The 16342-nt window shown below is 72.4% G+C and carries 14 protein-coding genes; 10 read left to right on the top strand and 4 right to left on the bottom strand.

Annotated features, from left to right (window positions below; all coding sequences use genetic code 11):
- Positions 1-428 precede the first annotated feature (428 nt).
- Together ABTZ17_RS19000 and ABTZ17_RS18995 are read left to right on the top strand one after the other, a co-directional pair.
- On the top strand, positions 429-1649 hold the full coding sequence (locus ABTZ17_RS19000) for an amidohydrolase family protein (RefSeq protein WP_352196799.1): 1221 nt from the start codon (positions 429-431) through the stop codon (positions 1647-1649).
- Positions 1650-1735: 86 nt separating this feature from the next.
- Entirely contained in the window at positions 1736-2257 is a 522-nt protein-coding gene (locus ABTZ17_RS18995) for a hypothetical protein (RefSeq protein WP_352196798.1), read from the top strand.
- On the opposite strand, the gene ABTZ17_RS18990 is transcribed toward ABTZ17_RS18995, so the two are convergent.
- The gene (locus ABTZ17_RS18990) at positions 2247-2549 is read right to left on the bottom strand and encodes a DUF397 domain-containing protein (RefSeq protein ID WP_352196797.1); all 303 of its coding nucleotides are present in this window, start codon (positions 2547-2549) and stop codon (positions 2247-2249) included. The genes ABTZ17_RS18995 and ABTZ17_RS18990 overlap by 11 nt on opposite strands.
- On the bottom strand, positions 2546-3397 hold the full coding sequence (locus tag ABTZ17_RS18985; protein ID WP_352196796.1) for a helix-turn-helix domain-containing protein: 852 nt from the start codon (positions 3395-3397) through the stop codon (positions 2546-2548). The genes ABTZ17_RS18990 and ABTZ17_RS18985 overlap by 4 nt, the downstream gene beginning before the upstream one ends.
- A 222-nt stretch (positions 3398-3619) precedes the next feature.
- Between ABTZ17_RS18985 and ABTZ17_RS18980 the strand changes: the two genes are divergently transcribed.
- Positions 3620-4432: a hypothetical protein gene (locus ABTZ17_RS18980; protein WP_352196795.1), complete on the top strand. Its 813-nt coding sequence runs from the start codon at positions 3620-3622 to the stop codon at positions 4430-4432.
- 119 nt (positions 4433-4551) lie between these two features.
- Here ABTZ17_RS18980 and ABTZ17_RS18975 read toward each other — a convergent pair whose 3' ends face one another.
- Both ABTZ17_RS18975 and ABTZ17_RS18970 read right to left on the bottom strand, forming a co-directional pair.
- Positions 4552-5481 (bottom strand): FG-GAP-like repeat-containing protein, encoded by a 930-nt coding sequence (locus ABTZ17_RS18975; protein WP_352196794.1) that lies wholly within the window; start codon positions 5479-5481, stop codon positions 4552-4554.
- Positions 5482-5684: 203 nt separating this feature from the next.
- Positions 5685-6962, bottom strand: a complete 1278-nt coding sequence (locus ABTZ17_RS18970) for an alpha/beta fold hydrolase (protein ID WP_352196793.1) — start codon at positions 6960-6962, stop codon at positions 5685-5687.
- A gap of 288 nt (positions 6963-7250) precedes the next feature.
- On the opposite strand from ABTZ17_RS18970, the gene ABTZ17_RS18965 reads away from it, so the two are divergent.
- The 7 genes from ABTZ17_RS18965 (at position 7251) to ABTZ17_RS18935 (ending at position 16268) form a co-directional block, all read left to right on the top strand.
- A complete protein-coding gene (locus tag ABTZ17_RS18965) occupies positions 7251-8198 on the top strand; it encodes an LLM class F420-dependent oxidoreductase (RefSeq protein WP_352196792.1) in 948 nt (315 codons plus the stop codon).
- Between the two features lie 18 nt (positions 8199-8216).
- Positions 8217-9014 (top strand): SDR family NAD(P)-dependent oxidoreductase, encoded by a 798-nt coding sequence (locus tag ABTZ17_RS18960; RefSeq protein ID WP_352196819.1) that lies wholly within the window; start codon positions 8217-8219, stop codon positions 9012-9014.
- A 227-nt stretch (positions 9015-9241) separates the two neighbouring features.
- Positions 9242-10369: an LLM class flavin-dependent oxidoreductase gene (locus ABTZ17_RS18955; RefSeq protein ID WP_352196791.1), complete on the top strand. Its 1128-nt coding sequence runs from the start codon at positions 9242-9244 to the stop codon at positions 10367-10369.
- A gap of 334 nt (positions 10370-10703) precedes the next feature.
- Positions 10704-12443, top strand: coding sequence for an N-acyl-D-amino-acid deacylase family protein (locus ABTZ17_RS18950; protein ID WP_352196790.1), 1740 nt, complete (start codon positions 10704-10706; stop codon positions 12441-12443).
- The gene (locus ABTZ17_RS18945; RefSeq protein ID WP_352196789.1) at positions 12440-13915 is read left to right on the top strand and encodes an aldehyde dehydrogenase family protein; all 1476 of its coding nucleotides are present in this window, start codon (positions 12440-12442) and stop codon (positions 13913-13915) included. The genes ABTZ17_RS18950 and ABTZ17_RS18945 overlap by 4 nt, the downstream gene beginning before the upstream one ends.
- Before the next feature lie 306 nt (positions 13916-14221).
- Positions 14222-15784 (top strand): APC family permease, encoded by a 1563-nt coding sequence (locus ABTZ17_RS18940; protein ID WP_352196788.1) that lies wholly within the window; start codon positions 14222-14224, stop codon positions 15782-15784.
- Positions 15785-15983: 199 nt separating this feature from the next.
- The gene (locus tag ABTZ17_RS18935) at positions 15984-16268 is read left to right on the top strand and encodes a hypothetical protein (RefSeq protein ID WP_352196787.1); all 285 of its coding nucleotides are present in this window, start codon (positions 15984-15986) and stop codon (positions 16266-16268) included.
- The last annotated feature ends 74 nt before the right edge of the window (positions 16269-16342 follow it).

Below are 16342 nucleotides of genomic sequence, written 5' to 3'. Positions count from 1 at the left end.
GGGCTGGATCGTGGTGGGTGTGGTCTGTCGCCCTCGGGCAAGGGCATGCCGCTACCGCGGCCTTTCCGCCTCAATCGCCGGCGGGGCTGAGATGTGCTGCTATTGGCGTTCGGCTGCGGCCCGGGGCCCGCACTCTCAGCTCAGCTCAGCCACAACCAAGCCCGCGCGGCGTTTGAGCGCATCGTGAAGCCGCACCCGGCGGCGCAGGCGAGCCCGAATCCAGCCCGCGCGGCGTTTGAGCGCGTCTTTGGCCCGCGGCCGACCGCGCACGCGAGCCCCGATCCAGCCCGCGCGGCGTTTGAGCGCATCGTGTAGCCGCACCCGGCGGCGGACGCGAGCCCGAATCCAGCCCGCGCGGCGTTTGAGCGCACCCCGATCCGCCCCGCACACTTACTGACGGTTCGTCAGATTCCCGCTACCGTGCTCCCATGACCCCCTTCCCGAAAATCATCTCGGTCGACGACCACACGGTCGAGCCGCCGCATGTCTGGCAGGACCGCCTCCCCGCCAAGTACAAGGACGTCGGCCCCCGCGTCGTCCGCGCCCCCCTCAAGGAGATGACCTTCCTGGGCGGCAAGTTCGCCCCGGTCATGGGCGCCCCGGGCGACGACGGTCCGATCGGGGACTGGTGGGTCTACGAGGACCTGCACCGGCCCCTCACCCGTCTCGACACCGCCGTCGGCTACGACCGCGACGAGATCAAGCTCGAAGTGATCACCTACGAGCAGATGCGCCCGGGCTCCTTCCTGGTGCCCGACCGCCTGGCGGACATGGACGTGAACCACGTCCAGTCCGCCCTCTGCTTCCCGACCTTCCCCCGTTTCTGCGGCCAGACCTTCACCGAGGCCAAGGACCGGGAACTCGGCCTGCTCGGGGTCCGGGCGTACAACGACTGGATGGTGGAGGAGTGGTGCGGCCCCGAGGCGGGGGGCCGGCTGATCCCCCTCACCCTCATCCCCCTCTGGGACGCCGAGCTGGCCGCCGCCGAGGTCCGGCGGAACGCCGCCCGCGGCGTCCGCGCCGTGGCCTTCTCGGAGATACCCCCGCACCTGGGCCTGCCCTCGGTGCACACCGACGCCTGGGACCCCTTCCTGCGGGCCTGCGACGAGACCGGCACGGTCATCGCCATGCACATCGGCTCCTCCAGCCGGATGCCGTCCACCTCCGCGGACGCCCCGCCGGCCGTCGGCTCCACCATCACCTTCGCCAACTGCTGCTTCTCGATGGTGGACTGGCTGATGAGCGGGAAGTTCGAACGCTTCCCCCGCCTCAAGATCATGTACGCGGAGGGCCAGATCGGCTGGATCCCGTACATCCTGGAGCGCGCCGACGTGGTCTGGGAGGAGAACCGGGCCTGGGGCGGGGTCGCCGACAAGGTCACCCGGCCGCCCTCGGAGCTCTTCGCCGAGCACGTCTTCGGCTGCTTCTTCGACGACCCCTTCGGCCTGCGGAACCTCGACGCCATCGGCGCCGCCAACGTCCTCTACGAGACGGACTACCCGCACTCCGACTCCACCTGGCCCAAGTCCCGCGAGGTCGGCGAGTCCCAGATGGCCCACCTCGACCCGGAGACCGTCGACCGCATCGTCCGCGGCAACGCCATCGACCTCCTGGGCCTCACCCCCGACGGCCTCTGGCCCGGACCCTGACCGCCCTGCCCCGGACCCGCCGTGGCCTGCGGAACGGATGCGGGAATCGGGTGCGCGTACGAGCGCCGTTCCGGGATCATGCCCGCATGACCTCGAAGAAGACACCGGCCACCGCCGCCCTGTGCCTGGCGGTGGCGGCGGCGCTCCTCGCCCTTCCCGGGTGCAGCCGATCCGGGGACGCGGGGAACGGCGGAGCCGACCTCGGCCGGGACGGTCCCGTCACCGCCATCGGTGGCGAGCCCCGGATCCTCGTCCACCGGCAGGCCCTCGCCCCCGACGCGGCGGTCGCGGGGAAGCTGGAGTACCGGGCCGCCGGAAGGTGCCTGGTGGTCAGCGGGAAACGGGCCGAGCGCGATTACGTGGCCGCGGCGGTCTGGCCGGACGGCGTGGAGCCCGTCGTGCGCGACAGCCGCCACGGCGTGGACGTACCCGGCTTCGGCGGCATCCTCGCCGGGGACGGCATCAAGGCCGGCGGCACCTTCTGGAAGCCCGACGACCCCCGGGTGAAGCGGGCGGTCCGCGGTCTCGACCCCGCCTGCCTCCCCGAGGGCGGCTTCCTCGTCCTGAACGCGGACTCCTTCGAGCCCGCGCCCACCCCTAGCGGGTGACGCTCCCCAGGAACGCCGTCCACGCCGGCGCGCCCACCGCGAACCGGGGCCCCTCGGGCACCTTGGAGTCCCGCACGTGCACGGCCTCCGCACAGGGGGCGACCTCGACACAGTCGTCGCCGTCCCCGCTGCTGTAGGAGGACTTGTGCCAGGGGAGGGCGACCTCCACGCAGTTGTCGCCGTCCCCGCTGCTGTAGGAGGACTTCCGCCAGGTCAGGGCGACTTCCACACAGTCGTCACCCTGGCCGCTGCTGTAGCTGCTCTTGAACCACCGAAGAGCAGAAACGCTCATAGTTCGCCTCGCAATCGCATCAGCAGGTCCGCGCTGTCCGCGGGATTGAGGGCCTGGATGCGCAGTTTCCCATACCTCTGACGGAGCACACTGATGTCCTTCGGTTCCGTCAGAACCCAGCCGGATTGCTGTCCTTCGGCGTATCCGAACCAGTCGTGCTCAGCGGTTTCCATGAGGCAGAACGGTCCCCCCAGCCCCGCATGCTGCGGGCACACGCGCGGGATCAGCTGGAGGTCCACGTTCGGGAGGCGGGCGCACTCCAGCAGGTGGTCGATGAGGCCCGCCGTGACCTCCTCGCCGCCGGTGCGGCGGTCGATGACGGACTGGTCCACGATGAAGCTGAAGACGGTGTAGGGGGTCCGGTGCAGTAACTGGTGGCGGGCCATCCGGGCGGTCAGCAGCGAGTCCGCCTTCGAGGGGGTCGGGGGCGGCAGCACGTCCGCGATCAGGGCGCGGGCGTACGCCTCCGTCTGGAGCAGGCCGGGCGCGACCCGGGACTCGTACGTGTGCAGGGTGACGGCCGAGTCCTCCAGCTTGGCCCAGCGGCGGAACCAGGAGGCGAGGCCGCGGCGGCTGTTCACCTCGCGGTACGCGGCCAGGATGACGCCCGTGGTCGCGAGCCGCTTCTCCACCAGCTTGGCGAAGTGCTCGGAGGGGAACCGGCGGCCCTGCTCCACGGAGCCCACGTACTGGACGGAGTACCGGACCTCCCCGGCCAGCTCCTCCTGGGTCAGGTCGCTCTTGAGGCGGAACACCTTGACGAGCCGTCCGAAGCTGCGCAGTTCGTGGTCCTGGCCGTCCTCGTCCTCCTCCGGGTCGTGCTCGCCGACACTCACGATGTGTGACATGGCCGTCACCTCCCCGGCGCATCGTCACGAGTCGTCGGGGGCGGTGTACAGCTACCCGACTCGTACAGAAACGTGTGCGAAAACGGGGTGGGGTCGGGATCCGGTCCCGGGGCATGCGGGGGAGGGGGCCGGACGGGGCGGAGGGGCGCTGATTGAACGTTCCGTCACGGAACCGGTTGAACGCCGGAGCGTTTTCCAAGTGTTATGTGTACGTTTGTGACGATGAGCAAGCACGCCCGGATCCGATCGCGCCTCACCCGCCGCGGCCGGCGGCTGGTCTACACGGCCGCCGCCGGGGCCGTCTTCGTCGTCGCCGGGGGGTGGGTGGTCGCCGCCCACGGCGACGGCACCCGTCAGCTGTCGGCACAGGTGGACGGCAGAGCCGGCGCGCTGCCGCACGGCGACGGCGCCGGCGACGACGCGCGGAGCGCCCGGAGCGCGCACCGGCCACGACAGCTCCCGGACATCAGCGAGGCCACCCGGGCCAGGATCCCGAAGGACTCCCGGCAGGTGGTGCTGGTGACGGGGGAGGCGGCGGACTCCTCGTACGCGAAGGTCACCCTGTACACGCGGGAGCCGGGCTCCCCGGACTGGGACGCGGGGGACAGCTGGCACGCCCGCAACGGCGCGAAGGGGTGGTCGGAGGACCGGTCGTACGGCGGGCTCCAGTCACCCGTGGGGGTGTTCTCGCTGACCGACGCCGGCGGGCTGCTCCCGGAGCCGCCGGGGACCCGGCTGCCCTACGACCACCAGGACGCCTTCGTGGCCGGCGGGCGCGGGGTGGAGGGGGAGTCGCTGGAGGGTTCGTTCGACTACGTCATCGCCATCGACTACAACCGCGTGGCGGGCACCTCGCCCCTGGACCCCACCAAACCGGAGGGTGAGGCCAAGGGCGGGAACATCTGGCTGCACGTGGACCACGACGGCCCGTCACAGGGCTGCGTGGGCCTGCCGGCCGCCGGGATGATGAAACTGCTGGAGACCCTGGACCCCGCTCAGCACCCGGTGGTGGTGATGGGCCCCAAGGGCCACTGAGGCGTCACGCGTCACGCGTCACGCGTCACGCGTGACGCCCGTGCCTGGCACGTGACGCGTGACGTCGGGACTCCGCCGTCCGGCCGGCGCCGGGCGGTGCCGGCCGGGGGCGGATCGGGTCAGCGGATCTCGGAGTAGATCTGGTAGCCGGTGCCGATCTTGACCGGCTTGGCGAACGGGATGCTCGCGTTGCCGGTGCCGGAGTAGCGCATCAGGTCGCCCTTGGGGGTGCGGGCGATCAGGTCGGAGACGCCGTCGAAGTCGAGGTCGCCGATGGAGAAGACGCGGTCGAAGCCGTTCCAGCCGGCGCCGATCTTCTTCTTCGCGGCGAACGGGGCCTTCGGGTTGCCGGTGCCCGCGTACAGCCACAGCACGCCGGCCTTGTCGCGGGCCACGATGTCGGCCTTGCCGTCCATGGTCAGGTCGCCCTGGCCGGCGATCTGGGTGAAGCCGCCCCAGCCCGCGCCGACCTTGATGCGGGAGGTCACGCGGCCGTCGACGTAGCCGAGGTACAGCCACAGCACACCGGCCTTGTCCACGGCCAGGATGTCGGCCTCCTTGGCGCCGCCGAGGGTGCCGGGGGAGAGGACCTTGGTGTACGCGTTCCAGCCGCGGCCGATGACGTTGGCGTCGATGTCGTACTCGCCGAAGAAGTACAGGACGCCGTCGGGGCCGGTGAACCAGCTGCCGTCGCCGAGGCCGTCGCGGTCGTGGTCCACGTTCATGACGAGCTTCGGGATGTAGTCGAAGTCGCCGACGTACTTGCGCTTGGCGAAGCCGCCGTCGCCGTTCGGCTCGTAGAGGTAGTAGCGGCTGCCGGACTTCTTCTCGATGGCGGTCATCGGGAAGGTGGGCGTCGCCACGTCGCCGGCCGGGCCGAAGGCGGTGGCGGCCGGCGCCGAGACGGCCGCGCGCAGCTGGGCGGCGGCGGCGTCCTGGCCGGTGCCGGCCGGGTTGCCGGCGGCGGTGGCCGTGCCGGCGGTGGCGCCGGTGACGGCGAGGGCGACGGTCGCGGCGGTGGCCGCGAGGGCGCGCTTGATGAAGCTCATGGGTGATTCCCCCCGGTTGTGCAGGTACTGGTCGATCGGCACGAACGCGTCGCGAAGGTGCCGAAGGCCCCGGAATGATGTCACGCCCCGCGCCGCACCCGGTGGGGAGGGGTACCTCCTCGGAGGCGGTGCGGTCCGTGTCGGAGCGCCCCGGTGACGGCGGCTCGGCCACGGGCCCGGCCGGCCCGGCCCGGAGTGCTCGGTCAGCAGGTCGGGGTGGGTGGGGCGCCGCGCAGGCGGGCCTCGGTCCACTCGGTCAGAGCCGCGGGCACCCCGCTGGAATCCACGAGGAGGCCCCCGTGCGTCACCTCTGGGTACTCCCGCAGTTCGAGGCGTCGTCCCGCCGCGCATTCGGCCCTGGCCCAGGCCCTGGTGGCGTCCGGCCGCACGACTCCGTCGCCCCCGCCCTGGGCCACCAGCACCGGTGCGCCGCCGGTCGCCGCCGTGGCCGTGTGCTCCCGCAGGCGGGTGCCGAGGGCGCCCGTCGAGGGCGCCCGGGTGAAGACCTCCGGGCCGCGGAGGGTGTCCGCCATCCGGGCGGCCTCCGCCGGGTCGGAGATGCATCCGGAAGCCACGGCGCGAACCTTCTCCCGCGCGTCGGCCCGGACGTGGTCCTCGACGCGGACCTCCGGGTACGTCCGACCGTAGGCGAGCAGCGCGTACGAGACGAGCACCCGCTCGATCGGCTCCGTCCGCCAGTCGTCGACCTGCGCCGGCAGGGCGGTCACCGGAGCCAGGGCGGCTACCCCGCGGATGCGCAGCACCGGCGCGTACGAGCGGGCCAGTCGCGCCGTCCACAGGGCCGCGTGCCCGCCCTGGGAGTACCCCCAGACCACGGTGTCGGCGGAGAGCCGCAGCCCGGTGAAGGCACGGGCCGCCCGCGCCGCGTCCAGGGCGACGTACGCCTCTCCGGGGCCGAGCAGGTAGGGGACCGGGGTCGCTCCGTCCGGGCCTCGGTAGTCGGGGGCGACGAGGACCCAGCCCCGCGCCAGCGCCTGCGGCACGGCGGCCGTCTTGTGGGTGAGATCCGCGGAGACCGAGGGCTCGCAGCGGCGGGCCAGGCCGGTGGTGCCGTGGGTCCAGAGGATGACGGGGCGTTCCCCGGCGGGGGGCCGGGCGGGGGCCAGGACGAAGGCGCTGCCCGTCGTGGGCTGCCCGGTGGTGGTGCGGGTGGTGAAGGTGAGCTGCCAGCCCTGGGCTCCGGCGGGTACGGAGCCGCTGAGGCGGCGCACCGCGAGGAGGCGGCCGGGGGCCGGGGCACCGGGCTGTCGGGTGCCGGCCCGGTGGGTGCCCGTGAGGTGGGCTCCCGCCGGCGAGTCGGTGACCGAAGGACCGGCCTGGGCGCCGGACGTGGTGCCGGCCGGGGTGGGTGCGGCGCTCGGGGCCGCCGCCGGGCCCGGGGTGACGAGCGCGGCCAGGGCGAGGACGGCCGGGAGGAGGATCCGGGCCGGGCGGCGGCGGGACGGCACGGTTGCGGTCATGGCCCCATTGCCCCACGCGGAACGGGGCCCGGCAAGTACCGGATGTCGGCCGTCACCGAGCCGTCGGCCCGAAGCCGGTGCCCGTTCCGGGCGGGTTCTCCGAGCGGTGCCGGGTGGAGCCGGGCGGAGCACCCGGGCCGTCCCCGCGCCCCGCTGCCGTGGTGACCCGGCCGCTCCGCGCCCGGTCCCGGGGAGGGCCCCGGCCGCGCCCCCCTTGTCTGATGGGCCGTCAGGTTTCAGGATGGGCCGCGCAGCGCAGTGGTGACCCCGCGTCAGGAGGAGGGCGTCATGGCCCGTGTGTTCCCGGAAGGGCGGCTCGTCTACGGGATGCAGTTGCCCGTGCAGTCGCAGAGTTCGATCTACGCGGAGCCCTGGGAGGCGGGCGCCGGGCCCGCCGACCTGGTGGCCGTGGCGCGGGCCGCGGACCGCTCCGGCTTCGGGTACCTCGCCTCGTGCGACCACGTGGCGATACCCCGGCGGCTCGCGGCCGCCATGAGCACGGTCTGGTACGACCCGGTGGCCACCCTCGGGTACCTCGCCGCCGTCACCGAGCACGTCCGTCTGCTCAGCCACGTGGCGATCGTCGCGCTGCGCCACCCGCTGCTCAGTGCCAAGCAGTACGCCACCCTCGACCACCTCAGCGGCGGCCGTCTGATCCTCGGGGTCGGGGCGGGGCACGTGCAGGAGGAGTTCGAGGTGCTGGGCGTGGACTTCGAGCGGCGCGGGGCGGTGCTCGACGAGTGCCTGGACGCGCTGCGGGCGGCCCTCGGGCCGGAGGAGTTCCCGGAGTTCGAGGGGGCCCGGTTCGGCTTCCGGGACCTGGGGCAGCTGCCCCGACCCGCGCAGGAGCGGGTACCGGTGTGGGTGGGCGGTTCCTCGGCACCCGCCGTGCGCCGGGCCGCGGTCCGCGGGGACGGCTGGCTGCCGCAGGGCGATCCGCGGGACCGGCTGCCCGATCGGATCGCCCGGATCCGGCAGCTCCGCGAGGAGGCCGGGATCACCGAGCCGATGGAGATCGGCGCCATCACCGAGGCCCTGTACGTGGGCGAGCCCGGCTGGGACACCGGCCGCCGCACCCTGACCGGCAAGCCGGAGCGGCTGGCCGAGTCCCTGCGCGGGTACGCCGAGCTGGGCGTGGACCAGATCCAGGTCCGCTTCCGCAGCCGCGACCGGCAGGAACTGGTGGACCAGATCACGGCGTTCGGGGCCGAGGTCGGCCCGCTGCTCAACGACTGACGGGAGGACGCCATGGGCGTGGGAAAGCTCGACGGACGGGTGTTCGTGATCACCGGGGCGGCGCGCGGGCAGGGCGAGCAGGAGGCCCGGCTGTTCGCCGCGGAGGGGGCGCGGGTGCTGCTGGCGGACGTGCTCGACGAGCCCGGCGAGCGGGTGGCCGGGGAGATCGCCGAGGCCGTGGGCAAGGAGCGGGTGCGGTACGCGCACCTGGACGTCGGCCGGGAGGAGGACTGGGCGGCCGCCGTGGCGGTGGCCAAGGAGCAGTTCGGGAAGATCGACGGGCTGGTGAACAACGCCGGGATCCTCCGCTTCAACGAGCTGACCGCCACCCCGCTGGAGGAGTACGAGCTGCTGGTGCGGGTCAACCAGATCGGCACCTTCCTGGGGTTGAAGGCGGTGGCCCCGGAGATCGAGGCGGCCGGCGGCGGCACCGTGGTGAACACCTCCTCCTACACCGGGCTGACGGGCATGGCCTTCGTGGGCGCCTACGCCGCGACGAAGGCCGCCGTGGTCGGGATGACACGGGTGGCCGCGCTGGAGCTGGCCGCGAAGGGGATCCGGGTGAACGCCGTCTGCCCGGGGGCCGTGGACACCCCGATGGCGAACCCGGCGCTGCTGGACCCGGACGGGCCCTCCCCGGAGGCCGCCGAGGCGATGGCGGCCCTCTACCGGAAGGTGGTGCCGCTGGGGCGGCCCGGGCGGCCGGAGGAGGTGGCGCGGCTGGCCCTCTTCCTGAGCTGCGAGGACTCCTCGTACGTGACCGGGCAGCCGTTCGTGATCGACGGGGGGTGGATGGCGGGGGTGAGCATTCTCTGAGGGTGGGCCGCTGCGCGCGGCCTTCTCCCTGACCCGGCCGCTCCGCGCCCGGTGCGCCTCGAACGCCGGCGGGGCTGGAATGCGGCTGGGGTGGGGTGCTCCCCGGCGGTCGGAATGCGAGCAAGGTAGCTGATGGGGTGTCAGGTATTGACGCTCCCGGCCCGTGGTGGAACAGTCAGGCACATCGATCTGACGGACTGTCAGAAACTTAAGGACGGTGAACCCCCTTGGAATTCGGGCTCTTCGTGCAGGGATACGTTCCTGAGGCGCGGTCCAAGGTCGACCCCGAGGCAGAGCACAAGGCGCTGATCGAGGAGACCGAGTACGTCATCCAGGCCGACAAGTCCGGCTTCAAGTACGCCTGGGCCTCCGAGCACCACTTCCTGGAGGAGTACTCGCACCTCTCCGCCAACGAGGTCTTCCTCGCCTACCTCGCGCACGCCACCGAGCGGATCCACCTCGGCTCCGGCATCTTCAACCCGCTCGCCCCGGTGAACCACCCGGTGAAGGTCGCCGAGAAGGTCACCATGCTCGACCACCTCTCCAAGGGACGCTTCGAGTTCGGCACCGGCCGCGGCGCGGGCAGCCACGAGATCCTCGGCTTCCTCCCCGGCATCACCGACATGAACCACACCAAGGAGATCTGGGAGGAGACCATCGCGGAGTTCCCCAAGATGTTCCTCCAGGAGGAATACGAGGGGTTCCAGGGCAAGCACTGGTCGCTGCCGCCGCGGAAGATCTTCCCCAAGCCGTACGGGAAGGCCCACCCGGCCATGTGGTACGCGGCGGGCTCCCCCTCCTCGTACGCGATGGCCGCCAAGAAGGGGCTCGGCGTCCTCGGCTTCAGCGTCCAGAAGGTCTCCGACATGGAGTGGGTGCTGGAGCAGTACAAGACCGCCATCCAGGAGGCCAAGGCGATCGGGGCCTTCGTCAACGACAACGTGATGGTCACCTCCACCGCGATCTGCGCGGAGACCCACGACAAGGCGGTGGAGATCGCCGTCAACGCGAATATGAACCGCTTCCAGTCCCTGGTGTTCCGCTACCACGACACCTTCCCGCGGCCCGAGGCGATCCCGCAGTGGCCCGAGATCCTGCCCGAGTACAACGCCGAGATCATCGAGCTGCTCATCGCCGAGGAGCTGCTGATCTGCGGCGACCCGAGCGAAGTCCTCGCCCAGTGCCAGAGGTGGGAGCGGGCGGGGGCCGACCAGCTGTCCTTCGGGCTGCCGACCGGGGTGTCCCCGGAGGACACCATGAACACGATCCGGTTGATCGGGGAGCACGTGATCCCCGTGATCGACACCGATCCGGTGCACCGGACCACGCGGTTCAGGGAGGCCGCGGAGTCCTGACCGACGCCTCGGGCCGGCAGGGCCTGAGGGGTGGGGGGCTGCCGTTCGTGGGCGGGTGCCGGTCACCGATCGGGGGCTCCGCCCCCGGACCCCCGCGCCTCAAGCGCCGGCGGGGCTGGATTTTCCCTCGCGGGGCTGGATTCCGCCTCGCGGGGCCGGATTCTCGGAGGCATCAAGAGCAGGGGCGGCGTCTTCCCGGACCGTCGTCCCGAACCGGCCCCGGCCGGAGCCCGTCCAGGCCGCGGCCGGCCCGGCGGGCCCCGACCGGGGCCCTCGTACGCCGGGTGCACACCCCCCGCCCCACCCCGGGGACGACTCGCCAGGAAGGGACGCCATGCTCGACCACCTGATCAAAGGGGCCACCGTCGTCGACGGCACCGGCTCCCCGGGCCGCCTCGCGGACGTCGGGATACGGGACGGCCGCATCGCGGTCGTGGCCCCGCCCGGCGGGGTCTCCGAGGAGGCCCGGACCACCGAGGACGCCACCGGGCTGGTGCTCTGCCCCGGCTTCGTGGACCCGCACACCCACTACGACGCGCAGCTGTTCTGGGACCCGTACGCCACGCCCTCCATGAACCACGGGGTGACCACGGTCGCCGGAGGCAACTGCGGGTTCACGCTGGCGCCGCTGCACCCGGACCGGCCCGAGGACGCCGACTACACGCGCCGGATGATGAGCAAGGTCGAGGGGATGTCGCTGACCGCGCTCGAAGAGGGCGTGGACTGGAGCTGGCACACCTTCGGGGAGTACCTGGACGCCCTGGACGGGCGGATCGCCGTCAACGCGGGCTTCATGGTGGGGCACTGCGCGCTCCGCCGGCACGTGATGGGAGCGGACGCCGTCGGCGGGCAGCCGACCCCCGCCCAGCTCGACGCGATGGTGGGGCTGCTGCACGCGGCGATGGAGGCGGGGGCCTGGGGGCTGTCGACCACGCAGTCCGCCACCCACTCGGACGGCGACGGCGCCCCGGTGGCCTCCCGACACGCCCGCCCCGAGGAGCTGCTGGCGCTGTCGCGGGCGGTCGGGGAGCACGAGGGCACCCAGTTGGAGGCGATCGTCGCGGGCTGCCTGGACCAGTTCGCGGACGAGGAGATCGACCTCTTCGTGGAGATGAGCGCGGCGGCCGGGCGGCCGTTGAACTGGAACGTGCTCACCGTGGACGCCTCGGTGCCCGAGCGGGTGCCCCGGCAGCTGGTGCCGAGCGAACGGGCCCGGAAGGCGGGCGGCCGGATCGTGGCGCTGACCATGCCCATCCTGACGCCGATGAACATGTCCCTGGGCACCTTCTGCGCCCTGAACCTCATCCCCGGCTGGGGCGAGGTGCTGGGGCTGCCGGTGCCGGAGCGGATCGCCCGGCTGCGGGACCCGGAGGTGCGGGCGGAGCTGCTGCGGCGGGCCGACTCCAAGGAGGCGGGGGTGTTCCGGCGGCTGGCGCGCTTCGGCCGGTACGTCATCGGGGACACCTACAGCCGGGAGAACGAGGGCCTGTCGGGCCGGGTGGTGGAGGACATCGCCGCCGAGCGCGGGCAGGACGCCTTCCAGTGCCTGGTGGAGATCTGCGCCAACGACGACCTGCGCACGGTGCTGTGGCCGATGCCGACGGACAACGACCCGGCGAGCTGGGCGCTGCGGGCGGAGACCTGGCGGCACGAGGACGTGCTCCTCGGCGGGTCGGACGCGGGGGCGCACCTGGACCGGATGTGCGGGGCGCCGTACACGACGCGGTTCCTGGGGGACTGTCTGCGGGGTCGGAAGCTGGTGCCGTTGGAGCGGGCGGTGCAGATGTTGACGGACGATCCGGCGCGGCTGTTCGGGCTGCGGGAGCGGGGCCGGGTGGTGGAGGGGTACCACGCGGACCTGGTGCTCTTCGATCCGGAGCGGATCGAGGCGGGGCCGGCGACGCTGGTGCACGACCTGCCGGGGGACAGTCCGCGGCTGGACTCGAAGGCGTTGGGCATCGTCTCGGTGCGGGTGAACGGCGTGGAGACGCTGCGGGAGGACGTGCCGACCGGGGCGGTGCCGGGCATCGTGCTGCGGTCGGGGCGCGACACGAGGACGGTGAACACCCGGTGATCCACGATCCGAGGGAGCAGCCGCTGTTCATCGGCGGTGAGTGGGCGGCCCCGGAGGGCGGCTACTACGAGGTGGTCGATCCGGGGGACGAGTCGGTGGTGGGGCTGGCCCCGGAGGCGTCGCGGCGGCAGGTGGAGCAGGCGGCCGAGGCGGCCCGGGCGGCCTTCGAGGACTGGTCGCGGACCTCTCCGGAGGAGCGGGCGGCGGTGCTGGACCGGGCCGCGGACGTGATGCAGCGGGAGTTCGAGCCGTGGGCGCGGTTGGCGCGGGCGGAGAGCGGGGCGCCGACCGGGATCGCGCGGGGCATGCAGGTCGGGGTGGGGGTGTCGCGGTTCCGACGGTACGCGCGCGGGGCCCTGGAGCCGGTGGAGAAGGGGTTGCCGCCGCAGGTCACGGAGGCCGGGCCGATGGGTCGGGCGAGCGTGTTGGGGGCGTTGGAGGTGCGCCAGCCGGTCGGGGTGGTCACCTGCATCACCTCGTACAACAACCCGTGGGCGAACCCGGCGGGCAAGGTGGCCCCGGCGCTGGCCATGGGGAACACGGTGGTGGTCAAGCCGGCCCCGCAGGACCCGCTGTCGGTGTACCGGATGGCGGAGGCGCTGCGGGAGGCCGGGGCGCCGCCGGGGGTGGTGAACGTGGTCTCGGGCACCTCGGTGGAGGTGGGCGAGGCGGCGGTGGACTCCCCGGAGGTGGACATGGTCAGTTTCACCGGGTCCACGGAGGTGGGGCAGCGGATCGCGGAGGTCTGCGGCCGGTCGATGAAGCGGCAGCTGATGGAGCTCGGCGGCAAGGGCGCGGCGCTGGTCTTCGAGGACGCCGACCTGGACGCGGCCGTGATGGGCATCGGGACGACCTTCTCCTTCTACTCGGGGCAGATCTGCACGGCCCCGACGCGGGTGCTGGTGCAGCGCGGGGTGCACGACGCGCTGCTGGAGAAGCTGGCGGGCTACCTGTCCTTCATGCGGGTGGGGGAGCCGGGCGAGAAGGGGACGGTGGTCGGGCCGGTGATCTCGGCGGCGCACCGGGACCGGATCGAGTCGTACGTGGAGCTGGGCCGCAAGGAGGGGGCCCGGGTGGTGGCGGGCGGCGAGCGGCCCGCGGTACGGGCCGACGGGAAGGGCTTCTACGTGGCCCCGACGCTGCTGGCGGACTGCACGAACGGGATGCGGGTGGTCCGGGAGGAGATCTTCGGGCCGGTGGTCGTGGTGGTGCCCTTCGACACCGAGGAGGAGGGGGTCGCGCTGGCCAACGACAGCGACTACGGGCTGATCAGCTACGTGTGGTCGGGGGACGTGGCGCGGGCCTTCCGGGTGGCCCGGCGGATGCGGGCCGGCGGGGTGGGCGTGAACACCATCGGCCGGAACATGGAGGCGCCGTTCGGCGGATTCAAGCGCAGTGGGGTCGGGCGGGACGTCGGCTCGTACGCGCTGCACGCCTACAGCGAGATCCAGTCGATCGTCTGGCCGGGCTGAGATCGGCCCCGGGCCCAAGCGCCGCTTGGGTCCGGGGCTCCTCGGCAGATCCGGGGGACGGGCGCGGGCCGCTTTCCCAAAAGTTGACCGGGAAAGTTTTGAATGGGGCAAATCGGGCATGGCTGCGGTTTCCGTATGGCGGAAGCGGAGGTCCGCGCTCGCCGAAACGATGATCCGTGGCGCCGTGAACCTTTCATTGCGGGTTTGTGAACACTTCCGCCCTCAAGTTCCAAGGACTTTTGGGGTGTGGAGAAGTGGACTTGAGTCCTCCGGATAAGGAAACCGCACCGTCTACCGTCCTGACTCATGACACAGCTGGACATGCGGCCCCAGGTCGGAGACACGGTAAGCGGTGGCGCCGACGGCGGCGACTACCGCGGCAAGGGGCTCGGCAAGGGTTCCGTCGGTCTGGTCGGCTCCGCGGTCATCGGCATCTCCACCGTCGCGCCCGTCTACTGCCTGACCTCCACCCTCGGCTCCACCGCCGGCGAGGTCGGCCTCCAGATGCCCGCCGTCTTCCTCGCGGGCTTCCTGCCGATGCTGCTGGTCGCCTTCGCGTACCGCGAGCTCAACAAGGCCATGCCCGACTGCGGCACCTCCTTCACCTGGACCGTGAAGGCCTTCGGCCCCCGCGTGGGCTGGATGTGCGGCTGGGGCCTGGTCATCGCGACGATCATCGTGCTGTCCAACCTCGCGGGCGTCGCGACCTCCTACTTCTGGCTGCTCGCCGGGGAGATCACGAACAACCCCTCGATCGCCGCCCTGGACGACAACAAGGCCGTCCACATCGTCACCTGCCTCACCCTGATCGCCGCGGCCACCGCCATCAGCTACCGGGGCATGACCGCCACCAAGGGCGTCCAGTACGCCCTCGTCGGCCTCCAGCTCGCCGTCCTCGCGATCTTCGTCGCCATGGCCTTCCAGAAGGCCGCCGCAGGCTCCTTCGACACCGGCCTGGACTTCTCCTGGCAGTGGATGAACCCCTTCGCGGTCGAGTCCATGGCCGCCTTCACCGCCGGACTCTCCCTCTCGATCTTCATGTACTGGGGCTGGGACGCCTGCCTGGCCACCAACGAGGAGACCACCGGCTCCGCGAAGACCCCCGGCCGGGCCTCCCTGATCGCCATGGTCGTCCTCGTCGGCTCCTACCTGGCCACCGGCGTCGCCGCCCAGATGGCCGTCGGCTCCGGCGACAAGGGCCTCGGCCTCGCCAACCCGGAGACCTCCGACAACGTCTTCGCCGCCCTCGCCGGCCCCGTGATGGGCCCCGTCCTCGGCATCCTGCTCTTCGTCGCCGTGCTGGCCTCCGCCACGGCCTCGCTCCAGACCACCTTCATCCCGGTGGCCCGCACCGTCCTGGCCATGTCCACGTACGAGGCGCTGCCGCCCTCCTACGCCAAGGTCCACCCGCGGTTCAAGACCCCCGGACGCGCCACGATCATGGCGGGCGTCGCCACCGGTGCCTTCTACACGATCATGACCCTGGTCAGCGAGAACGTCCTCACGGACACGATCTTCGCGCTGGGCCTGATGATCTGCTTCTACTACTCCCTGACGGCCTTCGCCTGCGCCTGGTACTTCCGCGGCGAGCTCCGCCGCTCCGGCCGCGACCTGCTCTTCAAGGGCGTCTTCCCCGTGCTCGGCGGGCTGCTGCTCGCGGCGGTCTTCTTCAAGACCCTCTTCGACATGTGGGACCCCGCGTACGGCTCCGGTTCGACCGTGCTCGGAGTCGGCAGCGTCTTCGTGATCGGGGTGGGGCTGCTGGCCCTCGGCCTCGTCATCATGATCGTCACCGAGCGTCGGAGCCCGGCCTTCTTCCGGGGCGAGGTCCTGACCAAGGAGACGCCGTCCCTGGTCGTGGAGGACTGAGCCGAGCCCTCTGCCCCACCCAGCCGTGTCGTGTCGCCGGATGCCCGGCACCCCCCGTTCCTCCGGGGGGTGCCGGGCATCCGTGCGTCCGCGCCGCGCGGTGGGTCCGCCCGCTCCGGACGGCCGGGTCGGGGACGGCCGGGTCGGGGACGGGCAGAAACCCCGGTGGGTCGGTGTCGTTGATCTCGGCATGAAGCCCATGAGCCCCCTGAAGCGCACGCTGACCGCCCTCACCCTGGCCGGTGCCGCCCTGTCCGTCGCCCCGATCGCCGCGCACGCGGCGGACGCCCCCGAGGGCTTTCCCGGCGGGGACGCCGTCAGCCAGGTGATCGACCTGACGGACAACCCGACCGAGACCCTCCAGCAGGCCGAGCGCGGCGCCGTCGCCGCCGACGAGAGCGTGGGCACGGCCCTCGCCGGGTCCGCCCCCGCCGTAGCGGGCCCGGTGGCGGCCGTCGCCGGCGCCTCCGGTCTGGCCGGCTGAGTCCGGGAACACCGAGGCGGGCCCGTCCACAGCTGTGGACGGGCCCCCCGCGGGGGGGGGGGCGCCAATAGGGA

The sequence above is a fragment of the Streptomyces sp. NPDC097619 genome, assembly GCF_040302735.1.
Classification (GTDB): Bacteria; Actinomycetota; Actinomycetes; order Streptomycetales; family Streptomycetaceae; genus Streptomyces.
This window is presented reverse-complemented; position numbering and strand designations above follow the sequence as displayed.

Bases quoted from the DNA above. Each gene is read 5' to 3' on its own strand.
- ABTZ17_RS19000 (WP_352196799.1), top strand. From the start codon at position 429: ATGACCCCCTTCCCGAAAATCATCTCGGTCGACGACCACACGGTCGAG.
- ABTZ17_RS18995 (WP_352196798.1), top strand. From the start codon at position 1,736: ATGACCTCGAAGAAGACACCGGCCACCGCCGCCCTGTGCCTGGCGGTG.
- ABTZ17_RS18990 (WP_352196797.1), bottom strand. From the start codon at position 2,549: ATGAGCGTTTCTGCTCTTCGGTGGTTCAAGAGCAGCTACAGCAGCGGC.
- ABTZ17_RS18985 (WP_352196796.1), bottom strand. From the start codon at position 3,397: ATGTCACACATCGTGAGTGTCGGCGAGCACGACCCGGAGGAGGACGAG.
- ABTZ17_RS18980 (WP_352196795.1), top strand. From the start codon at position 3,620: ATGAGCAAGCACGCCCGGATCCGATCGCGCCTCACCCGCCGCGGCCGG.
- ABTZ17_RS18975 (WP_352196794.1), bottom strand. From the start codon at position 5,481: ATGAGCTTCATCAAGCGCGCCCTCGCGGCCACCGCCGCGACCGTCGCC.
- ABTZ17_RS18970 (WP_352196793.1), bottom strand. From the start codon at position 6,962: ATGACCGCAACCGTGCCGTCCCGCCGCCGCCCGGCCCGGATCCTCCTC.
- ABTZ17_RS18965 (WP_352196792.1), top strand. From the start codon at position 7,251: ATGGCCCGTGTGTTCCCGGAAGGGCGGCTCGTCTACGGGATGCAGTTG.
- ABTZ17_RS18950 (WP_352196790.1), top strand. From the start codon at position 10,704: ATGCTCGACCACCTGATCAAAGGGGCCACCGTCGTCGACGGCACCGGC.
- ABTZ17_RS18940 (WP_352196788.1), top strand. From the start codon at position 14,222: ATGACACAGCTGGACATGCGGCCCCAGGTCGGAGACACGGTAAGCGGT.
- ABTZ17_RS18935 (WP_352196787.1), top strand. From the start codon at position 15,984: ATGAGCCCCCTGAAGCGCACGCTGACCGCCCTCACCCTGGCCGGTGCC.